This is a genomic window from Blastococcus colisei, from assembly GCF_006717095.1.
Taxonomy (GTDB): domain Bacteria; phylum Actinomycetota; class Actinomycetes; order Mycobacteriales; family Geodermatophilaceae; genus Blastococcus_B; species Blastococcus_B colisei.
Map to the genome: position 1 here is coordinate 290,418 of NZ_VFQE01000002.1, position 14,789 is coordinate 305,206.

Annotated in this window: 13 protein-coding genes and 1 tRNA gene; 3 read left to right on the plus strand and 11 right to left on the minus strand. The window is 72.8% G+C overall.

Going from position 1 to position 14,789, the window contains the following annotated elements:
* Nucleotides 1–5: 5 nt before the first annotated feature.
* From FHU33_RS20825 to FHU33_RS20840, 4 genes are all read right to left on the minus strand, one after another.
* Entirely contained in the window at nt 6–722 is a 717-nt protein-coding gene (locus tag FHU33_RS20825) for a 50S ribosomal protein L25/general stress protein Ctc (RefSeq protein WP_142027517.1), read from the minus strand.
* Between the two features lie 373 nt (nt 723–1,095).
* Entirely contained in the window at nt 1,096–2,076 is a 981-nt protein-coding gene (locus FHU33_RS20830) for a ribose-phosphate diphosphokinase (protein WP_142027518.1), read from the minus strand.
* A 14-nt stretch (nt 2,077–2,090) separates the two neighbouring features.
* Nucleotides 2,091–3,605, minus strand: coding sequence for a bifunctional UDP-N-acetylglucosamine diphosphorylase/glucosamine-1-phosphate N-acetyltransferase GlmU (gene glmU, locus FHU33_RS20835; protein WP_246064055.1), 1,515 nt, complete (start codon nt 3,603–3,605; stop codon nt 2,091–2,093).
* Between the two features lie 31 nt (nt 3,606–3,636).
* Nucleotides 3,637–3,709 (minus strand) — tRNA-Gln (locus FHU33_RS20840).
* A gap of 205 nt (nt 3,710–3,914) precedes the next feature.
* On the opposite strand from FHU33_RS20840, the gene FHU33_RS20845 reads away from it, so the two are divergent.
* Both FHU33_RS20845 and FHU33_RS20850 read left to right on the plus strand, forming a co-directional pair.
* Nucleotides 3,915–4,916, plus strand: coding sequence for an acyl-CoA desaturase (locus FHU33_RS20845; RefSeq protein ID WP_142027520.1), 1,002 nt, complete (start codon nt 3,915–3,917; stop codon nt 4,914–4,916).
* Nucleotides 4,917–5,020: 104 nt separating this feature from the next.
* A complete protein-coding gene (locus FHU33_RS20850) occupies nt 5,021–5,671 on the plus strand; it encodes a TetR/AcrR family transcriptional regulator (RefSeq protein WP_246064057.1) in 651 nt (216 codons plus the stop codon).
* 15 nt (nt 5,672–5,686) lie between these two features.
* On the opposite strand, the gene FHU33_RS20855 is transcribed toward FHU33_RS20850, so the two are convergent.
* The 7 genes from FHU33_RS20855 to FHU33_RS20885 all read right to left on the minus strand — a co-directional run bounded on the left by FHU33_RS20855 (nt 5,687) and on the right by FHU33_RS20885 (nt 13,475).
* The gene (locus FHU33_RS20855) at nt 5,687–6,613 is read right to left on the minus strand and encodes a 4-(cytidine 5'-diphospho)-2-C-methyl-D-erythritol kinase (RefSeq protein WP_142027521.1); all 927 of its coding nucleotides are present in this window, start codon (nt 6,611–6,613) and stop codon (nt 5,687–5,689) included.
* Nucleotides 6,610–7,509: a 16S rRNA (adenine(1518)-N(6)/adenine(1519)-N(6))-dimethyltransferase RsmA gene (gene rsmA, locus FHU33_RS20860; RefSeq protein WP_211355343.1), complete on the minus strand. Its 900-nt coding sequence runs from the start codon at nt 7,507–7,509 to the stop codon at nt 6,610–6,612. Before rsmA ends, FHU33_RS20855 begins: the two co-directional genes overlap by 4 nt.
* Entirely contained in the window at nt 7,470–8,567 is a 1,098-nt protein-coding gene (locus tag FHU33_RS26335) for a resuscitation-promoting factor (protein ID WP_142027523.1), read from the minus strand. Before FHU33_RS26335 ends, rsmA begins: the two co-directional genes overlap by 40 nt.
* 344 nt (nt 8,568–8,911) lie before the next feature.
* Complete coding sequence (locus tag FHU33_RS20870; RefSeq protein ID WP_142027524.1) at nt 8,912–9,748, minus strand: hypothetical protein; 837 nt, start codon at nt 9,746–9,748, stop codon at nt 8,912–8,914.
* Between the two features lie 295 nt (nt 9,749–10,043).
* Nucleotides 10,044–10,952: a TatD family hydrolase gene (locus tag FHU33_RS20875; RefSeq protein ID WP_142027525.1), complete on the minus strand. Its 909-nt coding sequence runs from the start codon at nt 10,950–10,952 to the stop codon at nt 10,044–10,046.
* Nucleotides 10,953–10,989: 37 nt separating this feature from the next.
* On the minus strand, nt 10,990–12,789 hold the full coding sequence (gene metG / locus FHU33_RS20880; protein WP_142027526.1) for a methionine--tRNA ligase: 1,800 nt from the start codon (nt 12,787–12,789) through the stop codon (nt 10,990–10,992).
* 38 nt (nt 12,790–12,827) lie between these two features.
* On the minus strand, nt 12,828–13,475 hold the full coding sequence (locus FHU33_RS20885) for a hypothetical protein (RefSeq protein ID WP_142027527.1): 648 nt from the start codon (nt 13,473–13,475) through the stop codon (nt 12,828–12,830).
* A gap of 178 nt (nt 13,476–13,653) precedes the next feature.
* On the opposite strand from FHU33_RS20885, the gene corA reads away from it, so the two are divergent.
* The gene (corA, locus tag FHU33_RS20890) at nt 13,654–14,763 is read left to right on the plus strand and encodes a magnesium/cobalt transporter CorA (RefSeq protein ID WP_142027528.1); all 1,110 of its coding nucleotides are present in this window, start codon (nt 13,654–13,656) and stop codon (nt 14,761–14,763) included.
* The last annotated feature ends 26 nt before the right edge of the window (nt 14,764–14,789 follow it).

The window sequence follows — 14,789 nt, forward strand, 5'->3', positions numbered from 1 at the left end:
ATGCCTCAGCCGTTGTCGGCGGACTTCTCGGCCGAGTCCATCGACTCGCCGCTGCCCTGGTCCTGCGGCTCGGGGACGACGTCGCCCTCGCCGGCGCCCTCGGCAGCCTCGCCCGACTCCTCCTTCTCGATGCCGGCCTCGGCCTCGAGCTGCTCCAGCTCCGCCTCCAGTGCCTCGGCGGTCGGCGCACCGAGGAAGCCGATGACCAGCGCCTCGGCGTCGGTGACCAGCGTCGAACCCTTCGGCAGGACCAGGTCGCCGGCGGTGATGCCCTGACCGGCCGACCGGCCGCTGACGTCGACCTCGATGCTGTCGGGCAGTCGGGTGGCGTCGGCCTCGATGGAGACGGTGCTCAGCTGGTGGTTGGGGATGGTGTCGGGCGCGACATCGCCGACGATGACGATCGGCACCTCGACGGTGGTCTTCTCGCCGCGGCGGACGAGCAGCAGGTCGACGTGCTCGTGGGTGCGCTTGAGCGGGTCGCGCTGCACGGCCTTGGTGAGGGCCAGCTGCTCCTTGCCCTCGAGCACGATGGTCAGCAGCGCGTTGGTGCCGCCGTTGCGCAGAGCGGCCGCGAACTCGCGGGCCGGCAGCGACAGGTGGACGACGTCCTGGCCGTGCCCGTACAGGACGGCGGGGACGCGACCGGCACGGCGGGTGCGACGCGCGCTGCCCTTGCCGAACTCGGTGCGGATCTCGGCTTCGAGGCGGAAGTCAGCCACGGTGATGTGCTCCTCAGGAGGTGGATCGGGTCTGCGGGCCGGCGCACGAGCGCGGCACACCGTCAGGGCTTTCGACCACCGGGGCATGCACGTCGATCACGGAGCAGCAGGACCGCTCCCTCGCCGGGCACGGCAAGAGTACGCGAAGAGCCACGGCAGACGCGCAGCGGTCCTCCCGAGCGGAGGCCCGGAGGGTCCCCCGAGGGAGGACGGGCGAGCAACTCCGCGCAGCGGGTGGACCGGTCGCGGGGCCCGGAGGGTCCCCGGGCGGGACACGGGCAGCGGCTCCACGCAGGCGGGGAACGCTACCTGGCCGCGGTGTCGTCCGGAGGACGACAGCGTCATGGCCGCGGTGTCATCCGGAGGATGACGATCAAGCATTGCCGTCGAAGAGGCTGGTGACCGAGCCGTCCTCGAAGACCTCCTTGATGGCCCGCGCGAGGAGGGGGGCGATCGAGAGGACGGTGAGCTTGTCGAACTGGCGCTCGGACTCGATGGGCAGCGTGTTGGTCACGATGACCTCGCTGACCTTGCTGTTCTTCAGCCGGTCCACGGCCGGCCCGGAGAGGACGCCGTGAGTGGCGGTCACGATGACGTCGGCGGCGCCGGCCTCGAACAGGGTCTCGGCGGCCTTCACGATCGTGCCGCCGGTGTCGATCATGTCGTCGACGAGGATGCAGACCCGGCCCTCGACCTCACCGACGACGCGGTTGGCCTTGACCTCGTTGGGGCGCAGCGGGTCGCGGGTCTTGTGGATGAAGGCCAGCGGGGTGCCGCCGAGCTTGTCGGTCCACCGCTCGGCGACGCGGACGCGGCCGGAGTCGGGCGAGACGACGGTGATGTCGCGGTCGCCCCAGCGCTCGCACACGTGCTGCACGAGGAGGTCGAGGGCGAAGAGGTGGTCGACGGGGCCGTCGAAGAAGCCCTGGATCTGGGCGGTGTGCAGGTCGACGGTCATCAGCCGGTCGGCGCCGGCGGTCTTGAACATGTCGGCGACCAGCCGGGCGGAGATGGGCTCGCGGCCGCGGTGCTTCTTGTCCTGGCGGGCGTAGGGGAAGAACGGCGCGACGACGGTGATCCGCTTGGCCGAGGCGCGCTTGAGCGCGTCGACCATGATGAGCTGCTCCATGAGCCAGGTGTTGATCGGCGCGGTGTGGCTCTGGACGACGAAGGCGTCGCACCCCCGGACCGACTCCTCGAACCGGACGAACAGCTCGCCGTTGGCGAACTCGTAGGCGGCGGTCGGGGTCGGCGTCACCCCGAGGTGTCCCGCGATCTCGTCGGTGAGTTCCGGGAAGGCCCGCCCGGAGAAGAGCATCAGGCTCTTGCTGTTCGCCTGCCGGATCGCGCTCATCGGCTCTGCTGTCCCTACTGCTCGGTGTCCGTCCGGGAGGCGTCGGAGCGGCCTCCCGAAGGTGCCCCCGCCCGGTTCTCGGCCGCTTCCGCGGCCTCGGCCGCAGGGGTCCCGGACCGGCGGCGGCGCACCCAGCCTGCCACATTCCGCTGGGGCGCCCGTGCGACGGCCATGGCGCCCGGGGGAACGTCCGAGGTGATGACCGACCCGGCCGCGGTGTAGGCGCCGTCGCCCACCGTGACCGGCGCCACGAGCATGGTGTCCGAGCCGATCCGCACGTGGTCGCCGATGGTCGTGCGGTGCTTGGCCACGCCGTCGTAGTTGACGAAGACGGTCGCGGCCCCGATGTTGGCGCCGCGGCCGATGCTCGCGTCGCCGACGTAGGACAGGTGGGGCACCTTCGATCCCTCACCCACCTCGACGTTCTTGGTTTCCACGAAGGCGCCCACCTTGGCGCCGCGCTCCAGCCGGGTGCCCGGGCGCAGGTAGCTGAACGGGCCCACCGTGGCCTCCGGCCCGATCCGCGCGCCCAGGCAGTGCGATCGGACGACGGACGCGCCCTCGCCCACCTCGGCGTCCACCAGCGTGGTGTCCGGGCCGACCACCGCCCCCGACGCCACGGAGGTGGTGCCGCGCAGCTGGGTGCCGGGCTCCAGGACGGCGTCGGGCCCGACGGAGCAGGTGACGTCGACCCAGGTGGTCAGCGGGTCGACGACGGTGACGCCGCTGCGCATGAGGTCGTCGAGCACCCGGTCGTTGAGGGTGCGCCGGCGGGCAGCGAGCTCGACGCGGTCGTTGCAGCCGAGGACGTCGTCGGGGTCATCGGCGACGTGGCCGCCGACCGTGGCACCCTCCTCCACGAGCAACCCGAGGACGTCGGTGAAGTACTGCTCACCCTGGTCGTTGTCCGTGCTGATCCGGCCGAGGGCACGGCGGACGGCCGCCGCGTCGCCGATGTAGACCCCCGCGTTGATCTCGCGGACCGACCGCTGCTCGGGGGTCGCGTCACGCTCCTCGACGATCGCGCGGACGCTGCCGTCGGCGGAGCGGACGATGCGCCCGAGCCCGGTCGGGTCGTCGACCTCGGCCGTGAGGACGGTGAGGGCGCTGCCCGTGGCGCGGTGCGCCTCGACCAGCCGGGCCACCGTGTCGGCGCGCAGCAGCGGGGCGTCCCCGTTCACCAGCAGGACCGGGCCATCGAGATCGGGCACGGCGTCCAGCGCGACGGCGGCGGCGTGACCGGACCCCCGCTGCTCCTCCTGCACGACGGCCACGGCGCCGGGGGCCACCTGCGCCAGGTGCTGCTCGACCTGGTCGCGCCCCGCGCCGACGACGACGACCGTGGTGCCGGCGCCCAGCGGCTCGGCAGCGGCCAGGACGTGGCCGAGCAGACTCCGCCCGCCCAGGGTGTGCAGCACCTTCGGCGTCGTGGAACGCATGCGCGTGCCCTGACCGGCCGCGAGGACGACCACGGCCGCCACCGCCGGGGACGACGTCGGGACGGCGGCGGACGGCTCCTGCACGGTCACGGATCTCCTCTGACGAACGGCACTCATCGAGCTGGGGGACTCGGACTCGAACCGAGACTGCACGGCTCCAAAGGCCGGCGGGCTGCCGATTACCCCATCCCCCACCCGCGGTGCGGCGGTCGCCGTCCGCAGGGGCGCCACGGACCCCGGCACCCGGGAGCGAGCCTAGGGCCCACCGGTCGGTGAGGGCATCCACGGGCCGGTCCGGTCGGGTCGCCGGAGTTCCTACGCTGCCGTAGGTTACGGGGACGTAGCCACGGCAGCCGAAGACCCGCGCGCGTGGCCGATCCCCTTGCTCAGGAGTTCATCTTGTCCGCTCCCGCTCTCACCCGGCCCACGGCTCCTCCCCTCGCCGAACCGCACGCCGGGCTGCCCGCCCATGCCATCGGCAGGCACAAGAGCACGCTCGAGATCGTCACGCTGTACGTGATCGTGCTCGTCCCGTTCCTCGCCCTGGCCGCCGTCGTACCCGCCGTCTGGGGCTGGGGCCTGTCCTGGCTCGACGTCGGGCTCGCCGTCGGCTTCTACTACCTGACGCTGCTCGGCGTGACCGTCGGCTACCACCGCCACTTCACCCACGGCTCGTTCAAGGCCAAGCGGCCGCTGCGGCTCGCGCTGGCGGCCGCCGGGTCCATGGCCATCCAGGGGCCGGTCATCCAGTGGGTGGCCGACCACCGCAGGCACCACGCCTTCTCCGACCGGGCGGGTGACCCGCACTCGCCGTGGCGTTACGGCACCGACCTGCGGTCGCTGCTCAAGGGCATGTTCCACGCCCACCTGGGGTGGCTGTTCGACCGCCGCAAGACCAACCAGGAGCGCTACGCGCCCGACCTCCTCAAGGACGGCGCGCTGGTCACCACCAGCAAGCTGTTCGTGGTGTGGGCCTTCCTCAGCCTGGCCGCCCCCGCGGTCATCGGCGGTCTGGTGACCGGATCCTGGGCCGGCGCGTGGTCGGCGTTCTTCTGGGCCGGCCTGGTGCGCGTCGCCCTGCTGCACCACGTGACGTGGTCGATCAACTCCGTCTGCCACGTGGTCGGCAACCGGCCCTTCGTCTCCCCCGGCCGGGACCGGGCGACGAACTTCTGGCCGCTGGCGATCCTGAGCGCGGGCGAGTCCTGGCACAACCTGCACCACGCCGACCCGACCTGCGCGCGCCACGGCGTCCTGCGCGGCCAGATCGACATCAGCGCGCGGGTGATCTGGGTGTTCGAGAAGCTCGGCTGGGCCCACGCCGTGAAATGGCCCGACCCGGTCCGGCTCGCGGCCAAGCGCCGCGACGCCGCCCCCGCGCCGGTCGCGGCGTCGGCCTGAGGAACACCCCGTCCTCCTCACCCCTCGCACACCCAGAGCGAGCCTCTGAACGCGGCCGGCGGAGCCGTGCGCGGGACACGATGTGCCCGAGGGAAGGAAGCCCCATGAGCAGCAGCACGGTACGTCCCAGGGTGCGGATGACCGGCGAGCAGCGCCGCCGGCAGCTGCTGGACGTCGGACGCGAGCTGTTCGCCCAGCGGGGCTTCGAGGCCACCTCGGTCGAGGAGCTCGCCGCGCACGCCGACGTCAGCAAGCCCGTCGTCTACGAGCACTTCGGCGGCAAGGAGGGCCTGTACGGCGCGGTCGTCGACCGCGAGATGCAGGCCCTGCTGGACCGCTTCACCTCGGCGCTGTCGGTCCCCCGCCCGCCCCGCGAGATGCTCGAGAGCGCGGCCTTGGTCCTCCTCGACTACATCGAGGAGGACACCGACGGCTTCCGCGTGCTGACCCGGGACGCGCCGGGACAGAGCGGCGGCGCCTCGTTCTCGTCGCTGATCGGCGAGCTGGCGCGCAAGGTCGAGCACATCCTCGCCCGCGAGTTCGGCGCCCGCGGTTACGACCCCCGGCTGGCGCAGCTCTACAGCCAGGCCCTGGTCGGCATGGTCTCCCTCGTCGGCGAGTGGTGGCTGGACAACCGGGCCCTCGGCAAGCGGGAGGTGGCCGCGCACCTGGTCAACCTGTCCTACAACGGCCTGGCTCATCTGGAGCCGCGTCCCGGTCTCGGCGACTCCCGCCGGAGCTCGCCCGGCGGCTGACGCCGGGAGCCGCGTTCAGCCGACGAGGCGAGCGCCCGGCACCGGGCCGTGCACGGCCCGGACGGTGCGGAAGACGCCGGCACCGGCCAGCTCCGCGGCGAGTCGGAGGGCGTCCTGCTCATCGCCGGCGAGGGCCGCCACGGTGGGGCCGGAGCCGCTGACGAGCGCCGCTGCGGCGCCCGCCTCGGTCGCGGCGCGCAAGGCGCGGCCGAGCTCCGGACGCAGCGCCAGCGCCGGCGCCTGCAGGTCGTTGCCCAGCGCCGAGGCCAGCACGGCGGTGGGCCCGCTGCGCAGCGCCGCGACGACGGGCTCCGCGGTGGCGAGGTCCGTTCCGTCCGGCACCCGTCCGGCGGCCCGCATCCGATCCAGCTCGCCGTAGACGGCGGGCGTCGACAAGCCCTCCCCCGCGATGCCCAGGACCCAGTGCCGGCGGGTGCGCGACAGCACGGGGGTCACCTGCTCGCCGCGGCCGGCGCCCAGGGCCACCCCGCCGACCAGGCTGAACGGCACGTCGCTGCCCAGCTGCGCGGCCAGGCCCACGAGGTCCTCGCGGCTCGCGCGGGTGCGCCACAGGGCGTCCAGGGCGACGAGCGCGGCCGCCGCATCGGCGCTGCCACCGGCCAGCCCGGCCGCTGCCGGGATCGACTTGGCGATCTCGACGGTGGCGTCGGCAGGCACGCCGGCCGACGTCGCCAGCAGCTCGGCGGCCCGCCACACGAGGTTGCGCCGGTCGGTCGGCACGAGGTCGGCGCCACGAGCGCCCCCGGTCCCCTCGCCGGTCACGGTCAGGGCGAGCCCGTCCCCGGCCTGGGCCGTCACGGTGTCGAACAGCGAGACCGCGAGGTAGACCGTGCGCAGTTCGTGGAACCCGTCGGGCCGCAGGGGGCCGACTCCGAGGTGCACGTTGACCTTCGCGGGCGCCCGCGCGGCGACGACGCTCACGGCTGCACCGGATCGGTCGCGGCGAGGCGGGCGAAGTCGGTCACGGAGAGCTGCTCACCCCGGTCAGCGGGGTCGATGCCGGCCGCCCGCAGCCGCGCCTCGGCGGCCGACGGGCTCCCGGCCCAGCGGGCGAGTGCCGCACGCAGGCCCTTGCGGCGCATCGCGAAGGCGGCGTCCACGACCGCGAAGGTGGCTGCCCGGTCGCCCGGCGGTGGGGGGCGGCGGACGAGCGCCACGAGACCCGAGTCGACGTTCGGCTCGGGCCAGAAGACCTTCCGGCTCACCGCGCCCGCCCGCCGGACCTGGCCGTACCAGGCGGCCTTCACCGAGGGCACGCCGTAGGCCGAGCCGCCGGGGGGTGCCGCCAGCCGCTCGGCGACCTCGGCCTGCACCAGGATCAGCGCCCGGTCGAGCGTGGGCAGCAGCTCCAGCAGATTCAGCAGGACCGGGACCGCGACGTTGTACGGCAGGTTGGCGACCAGCGCCGTCGGCGCGGGGCCTGGGAGCTCGGTGACGCGCAGGGCGTCGGCGTGGACGACGGTCAGGCGGTCGGCGAGGTCGCGACGACGGTCTGCCACGGTCTGCGGCAGGAGATCGGCCAGGCGCGGGTCGATCTCGACGGCGACGACACGGGCGGCGGCGGGCAGCAGCCCGAGGGTGAGCGACCCCAGTCCGGGGCCGACCTCGAGGACGACGTCGTCCGGCCGCAGTTCCGCCGTCCGCACGATCCGCCGGATGGTGTTGGCGTCGTGCAGGAAGTTCTGCCCGAGGGTCTTGGTCGGACGCAGGTCGAGCCGCTGGGCCAGCTCGCGGATCGCGGCGGGGCCCAGCAGCCCGTCCTCGGCTGCTGGCTGGCTCAGCGCGGGAGACCGAGCTTGGACGCGCAGCTCGGCCAGTCACCGAAGCCGCCGCGGGCGGCCCGGACCTTCTCCGCGATCGCGATCTGCTGCTCCCGGCTGGCCTGGTGCGGCAGGCCCGTGCCGCCGTACGCGCGCCACGTGCCGGGGCTGAACTGCAGTCCGCCGTAGTACCCGTTGCCGGTGTTGATGGCCCAGTTGCCGCCGGATTCGCACTGGGCCAGCCGGTCCCAGGCGCTGCCGTCGGCGACCGCCGGCGGGGCAGGTCGCTCCTTGGTGCCCACCGTGACCAGCTCGGGCACCTGCTCGCGGGTGACGCTCGTGCCGAGCGTCTCGCGAGCGGTCTCGACGCCGTCGGTGACCGTCACGCGATAGGTGGTGGTCTGCTCGCCGTCCACGCCTTCCTGGGTGACGGTGTCGTCGCCCTCGAGCGCCTCGGCGTTCGCCGTCTCGATCCGCTCGTGCGGGATCGCCGTGGCCTCGGTGACCTCCGAGACCTGCACCCGGAAGACCTGCAGGCGCATCTGGTTCAGCAAGCCCTGGTTCAGGTAGAGGCTGGTGCGGTCGGTCTCGCTCAGCGCGATGCCCTGCTCGGCGAGCAGGTCACCGGCGGTGGCGGCGGTCGTGGTGACGACGCGCTCCTGTCCGTCGCTGACCAGGACGATGTCCTTCGGGGTCGTGATCGTCAGCTGCATGCCGTCCAGCGGGAGGCGCTCGCTGCGGCTGGCCGACAGCACCAGCCCGTCGGTGCGGTAGCCGAGCTGCGCGAGGGCCTCGTCCACCGACAGAGCGGTCACGTAGACCTCGCGCGAGACGCCGTCGACCGTGAGCTCCAGCGGCCGGGCGCGGTTGAGGACCACCGCGTCGCCGTCGGTGAGGCTCTGCTGGACTGCCGGCAGGACGACGTCGTGCGCGGCCGGCTCCAGACCCTCCTCCTCCAGCACCTCGCCGACCGTCCCGGCGTAGGTGCCGACGGTGCGGACCTGTCCGTCGACGGTGAGCGTCACGGACTTCTGGGCGACGACGTAGGCGAGCGTGCCGCCGAGGAGTCCGAGGAGGACCACGACGAACAGGCTGAGCTGGAGTGAGCGGCGCACAAATACTTCCACAGGGTCACAGAACCCGGGCAGGAGTCCGGGCCGGCAGCCGGTCGGGAGCGCGGGGCGCCCAGCCGGTGATCGCCGCCCGGATGGTTTCTCCACCCCGGCTGTCGGTCACGACACGATAACGAACACGGTGCGTGTGGCAATGCTGCACAGGAAGTACAGCAGAGGAATTCACATGCACTACGTGGGCTCGCCGACACCCTGCGTGACACGGCGGGCGGAAGATGCAGGTGACGAGACCGCGTGACCACCTCGTGACCGGTGAGCAAGCCCACAGAGGGTCTTCCGCGGGACCCCGTCGCGAAGACTGCGAATCGGCGGAGTCCTTCGCTTCTTCAGCCGGTGAGCGCGCGTGCGTTCGATCGCACCGGCCGCAGCCAGGTGAGCAGGAACGCCGCCACGGCGATACCGGCCGCGAGCGCCGAGAATCCGCCGGCGACGAGCGCGACGGGCAGGAAGTCGAAGCCCTCGCTGACGCCGTCCGGATCGATACCCGCGCGCAGCAGCAGCGTGCCGAGCGGGAGCAGCGCCAGCACGGTCACAGCGGCCGTGACCAGGTGGGCCGTCCAGGTGCGCAGCGCCTCGTCGACGGGGACGTCCGCGCCGTCCGCCGGCACCGGCCGGACCAGCGCCCGGAGGAGGGCGATCTCGGCCAGGAGCCAGGCCACCGCGGGTACCGCCAGGGCCGCTATCGCGGCCGGGTCACCCAGCTCCCCCTCCCACCACAGCGAGAAGGTGACCGCCAGCTGGACCAGGACCAGGACGCGCATCGTCCAGAGCAGCCACGCCGAGATCTGCTCCCTCCGGCGCGGCCGGCGGGCAGGCACGGCCGTCTTCCACCGCGGCCGCGGTCGCGTCGCCTCGGCCAGCAGCACCCCGAGGAGCAGGCCGACCACGAGCACCGGCACCCAGAGGAAGATCGATGCCTCGGCCAGCAGCACCACGCTCGCGACGACCCCGGCGACACCAGCCAGCAGTCCGACCTGGCGGACCCGGCGGCCGTGCAGCGCCTGACGACGCAGCGTCCGCATGCCCTCGGCGGTCGGCTCGACGAGCTCCACCGCGCCGCCCGCGACCGCCCGGCGCCCGGCAGCCAGGCCCCACGCGCGGGCCAGCAGGACGCCCGGCACGAGCACGGCGATGAACAGGAGTACAGCGATGAGGCGGCCCACGGTGTTGATTGTCCTCCTCCGGAGGACACCGCGGCCACGTGCCGTTCCCTTTACATCGTCGTCCTCCGGACGACGCCGCGGCCATAACACTGTCGTCCTCCGGACGACACCGCGGCCACGTGCCGTCCCCGGCCTGCGTGGAGCGCTGCCCGTCCTTCCTCTGGGGAGCCTCCGGGCAATGACGCCGTCGTCCTCCGGACGACACCGCCACCACGTGCCGTCCCCCGTGGCGTCGAGCCGCTGCGTCATGCCTGCGCGGAGCCCTCCGGGCCCCACTCGGCATGATCACAGGGCTTCAGTCCGCCGTCTCCCAGGTTCCGAAGACTCGTTCGGCGGTCGCGGTCAGGCGGTTGCAGAGGTTCTCGAGGTCGGTGCCGGTGACCTCGGCGAGGGCACGCACGGTGTGCGGCACCAGCCGGGAGGAGTTCGAGCGGCCGCGGTACGGCATGGGGGTCAGGAACGGCGAGTCGGTCTCGACGAGCAACTGGTCGACCGGCGTCACCGCCGCGGCATCGCGCAGGTAGCCGGCGTTGCCGAACGTGAGGGTGCCGGCGAAGGAGAGCACGTGGCCGCGCTCGACGCAGGCCTTCGCGAAGTCTGCGTCGCCGGAGAAGCAGTGGAAGACCGTGTGCTCGGGCGCACCCTCGTCATCCAGGACCCGCAGGATCTCCTCGTGCGCGTCCCGGTCGTGGATGACCAGGGCGAGGCCGTGCCGCTTGGCGATCTGGATGTGCGCCCGGAAGGAGGCCTCCTGCGCCGCCCATCCCTCGGGCCCGGTACGGAACCGGTCCAGGCCGGTCTCCCCCACCGCGCGCACCCGGGGCAGCGCCGCCAGCCGGTCGATCTCGGCCAGCGCTGTGTCCAGCCAGTGGCCCTCCGCCTTCCCGTCCCCGGCCTCGTTGGGGTGCAGCGCCACGGCGGCCAGCACGTTCGGGTGCCGGGCCGCCAGCGCCGCGGACCACCGGGAGGACGCGACGTCGACCCCGACCTGCACCAGCCGGGGCACGTTCACCGCGACCGCGGCCGCGATCTCGGCATCGACGTCGTCGTCCGACGCCCACTCGCCGTGCTCGTCCCCCGCCGGCCGCTCCCCCAGGACGATGTCCAGGTGGGTGTGGCTGTCCAGCGCAGGTGCGGGCAGCGGCTCGGGGGACGGCGGTGGCTCACCCCGCCGGTTGGCGCGGGACGACGCCGACCGGCTCACGTCGCCGTCCGAAGGACAGATATGGCCATTTCTGCCCTCACTCGCCGCCCTCCTCCAGGCGCCGGATCTCCTCGTCGACGATCGACGGGTCCAGCTTGGCGAAGATCGGCTTCGGCGGGGCCAGTGGCGTCCCGGGAGCTGCGAGCGGCGTGGATGCCCAGACCGCCTGCCCCTGCTCGTAGGAGCCGGTGATGATCGGGTACGGCGACCCCTCGTCGAGGTCGGTGACCTCCTCGACCCGCGGCGCGACCGACCACACGCCGGTCCCGCCGAGCAGTTCGTGCACCTGCTGCGAGGAGTGCGGGAGGAACGGCGTCAGCAGCGCGTTGCAGTCCTTGATCGCCTGCAGTGCGGTGTGCAGGACGGTGTCCCGCCGGGCCGGGTCCTCCTTGAGCTTCCACGGGGCCTGGTCCGACAGGTACTTGTTCGCCTCGCCGACGACCCGCATGGCCTCGGTGATCGCCGCCTTCTGCCGGTTGCGCGACAGCAGGTCGCCCACGGGGGCGAACGCCCCCGACGTGGTGGCCAGCAGCGCGCGGTCGTCGTCGGTCAGCTCCCCGGGCGTCGGGACGGCGCCGACGTTCTTCGCCGCCATCGACACCGACCGGTTGACCAGGTTGCCCCAGCCGGCGACCAGCTCGTCGTTGTTGCGGCGCAGGAACTCCGCCCAGGTGAAGTCGGTGTCCTGATTCTCCGGGCCGGCGACGGCGATGAAGTAGCGCAGCGCGTCGGCGTCGTACCGGGCCAGGAAGTCCCGCACGTAGATGACGACGTTCCGGGAGGAGGAGAACTTGCGGCCCTCCATGGTCAGGAACTCGCTCGAGACCACCTCGGTCGGCAGGTTCAGCCGGCCGTAGGAGCCCGGCGTCCCGCCCTTGTCGCCCTCGCCGTTGTAGCCGAGCAACTGGGCGGGCCAGATCTCGGAGTGGAAGACGATGTTGTCCTTGCCCATGAAGTAGTAGGCGTCGGCGTCCGGCGACTGCCACCACTGCCGCCAGGCCTCCGGGTCCCCCGACCGGCGGGCCCACTCGATCGACGCCGACAGGTACCCCACGACGGCGTCGAACCAGACGTAGATGCGCTTGTCGGGCCGGTCGCGCCAGCCGTCCAGGGGCACCGGGACACCCCAGTCGATGTCGCGGGTGTAGCTGCGCGGCTTGAGGTCCTCGAGCAGGTTGACGCTGAAGTTCAGCACGTTGGAGCGCCAGTTCGTGCGCGTGCCCAGCCAGTCGCCCAGCGCCCGGGCGAACGCCGGCAGGTCGAGGAAGTAGTGCTCCTCCTCGACGAACTTCGGCGTCTCCCCGTTGATCTTGCTGACCGGCTTGATCAGGTCGATCGGATCCAGCTGGTTGCCGCAGTTGTCGCACTGGTCGCCGCGCGCGCCGTCGTAGCCGCAGATCGGGCAGGTGCCCTCGATGTAGCGGTCGGGCAGGGTGCGCCCGGTCGACGGGCTGATCGCGCCGAGCGTCGTCTTCGGGAAGACGTAGCCGTTCTTCAGCAGACCCAGGAAGATCTCCTGGCTGACGGCGGCGTGGTTGGCCGTCGTCGTCCGGGTGAAGAGGTCGTAGCTCAGCCCGAGGGACTGCAGGTCCCCCACGATGATCCGGTTGTTCCGGTCGGCGATTTCCCGGGGCGTCACGCCCTCGGCGTCGGCGGCGACCGTGATCGGGGTGCCGTGCTCGTCGGTCCCGCTGACCATGAGGACGTCGTCCCCGGCCATGCGGTGGTACCGGCTGAAGACGTCGGAGGGGACGCCGAACCCGGAGACGTGGCCGATGTGCCTCGGCCCGTTCGCATAGGGCCAGGCGACTGCGGTCAGGATGTGCCGATCACTCACAGGGCAACAGTACGGAGCGCCGTCCAGCCGGGTTCGCGTCAGTCCTGGCTGTAGACGACCGAGGCCGGGTCGCCGACGTCGCCGGCGGGGACCGGCTCCAGCACCGCGACGGCGCACAGCGAGAAACCGATGGCCCCCAGCGTGACCGTGGCCAGCAGGCGGTGGGCCTGGACCGGGTCGGGGCGACGGGTCCGTGCGCGGGGACCCTGGGCGATCCAGCGCTCCGCCGACGGCGCGCCCGCCAGTAGCAGCTTGCCGACCGGGACGGCCAGGGCCAGCAGACCCAGTGCCGGCACCGGCAGCGAGGTGGGATTGACGAACGGCGTGACGGTCGCGACCACGAGCAGGCCGGCCACGAGGCCCATCTCGGCGTAGGCGACGCCCGTCAGCAGCGAGCGGCCGGCGCCGTCGACCATGGCGGCAGCACTCCCGGCGCAGAGCACGATCCAGCCGGCGAGGACGACGAGGACGACGGCGACGAGCCACCCGGGCGCGCGCCCCGCGGAGAGCAGGCCGTCCAGGCCCGTGAGGGAGACGGCCAGGAGGGCGATCGCCTCGACGACGCCGATGACCCCGGCACCGACGACGGCCAGCGGGACCCGGCGGGTGGTGGCCGGCGTCTCGACGGCCGCGCGCACGGCGGCGCGGCCCTGCGGGGCTGCGAAGGTGTCGAGGACGGCTGCCACACAGGTCAGCTCGACCCGTCAGGGCCGCGGCTGAAGAGCCCGGCGGTCGTTCTCACCCGTGGGGGTGAGGGTGCGTCAGGCCTCCCGCGCGGCGGTCGCGGCCGCGGCGTCCTCCCGGTTCCTCCACGATCCGGATGCCTAGGCTGCACCCGCCGGATCGATCTCAGGAAGGTGGGCGATGGCCGACACCGACACGCCCCCGGACCTCCCGGTGGGTCCTTCCCCGGCGCATCCTCCGACCCTGCGCCCGCGGCCGGCCGGCGCGCCGAGATCAGCGCCGGCGCGCCGCGCCGACGCGGACGTCGTCGTCGACTGCGCCGTGTACGTGGACGGCCACCGGCAGGCCCCGGTCCCGCCGGAGGACGCCCTGCGGACGGCGGTGGCTCAGGGCGGGTTCGTCTGGCTCGGCCTCTACGAGCCGACCGAGACCGAGCTCGCCGCGATCGGGAACCGGTACGGGCTCCACCCGCTGGCGGTCGAGGACGCCGTCTACGCCCACCAGCGACCCAAGCTCGAGCAGTACGACGACGCCCTGTTCATGGTGCTCAAGACGGCGACGTACGTGGCGCACGAGGAGCTGACGGCGACCAGCGAGGTGGTCGACACCGGCGAGGTGATGGTCTTCCTCGGTGCGAACTACGTGATCACCGTGCGGCACGGCGAGCACTCCGGGCTCGCCGGCCTGCGCGTGCGCCTCGAGGAGCAGCGCGAGCTGCTGTGCCTGGGGCCGGCCTCGGTGCTCTACGCCGTCGCGGACCTCGTGGTGGACACGTTCGTGGAGGTCGCCGGCGCGGTGACCGACGACGTCGACGAGCTCGAGGCCTCCGTCTTCAGCCCCGAGCGCACCGACGACATCGGCCGGCTCTACCAGCTCAAGCGGGAGCTGATGGGCCTGCGCAAGGCGGTCGGGCCGCTGGAGCTGCCGCTGCAGAAGCTGGCGGAGCGGCAGATCGACGTCGTCCCGGACGCCATGCGGTCCTACTTCCGGGACGTCCAGGACCACGCCATCCGGGTGCGCGACCAGGTCGGCGGCCTCGACGAGCTCCTGTCGTCGATCCTGCAGGCGTCCCTGGCCCGGACGACGCTGGCCGACAACGAGGACATGCGGAAGATCTCGGCCTACGCCGGCATCATCGCCGTCCCCACCGCGATCGCCGGAATCTACGGGATGAACTTCGAGTTCATGCCCGAGCTCGAGTGGCGGTACGGCTACCCGGTGGTGCTGCTGGTGATCGCGACGATCGTGCTGCTGCTCTACCGCGGCTTCAAACGGAACGGCTGGCTGTAAGCGGCCCCCCGCCCCCGGGCATAGGT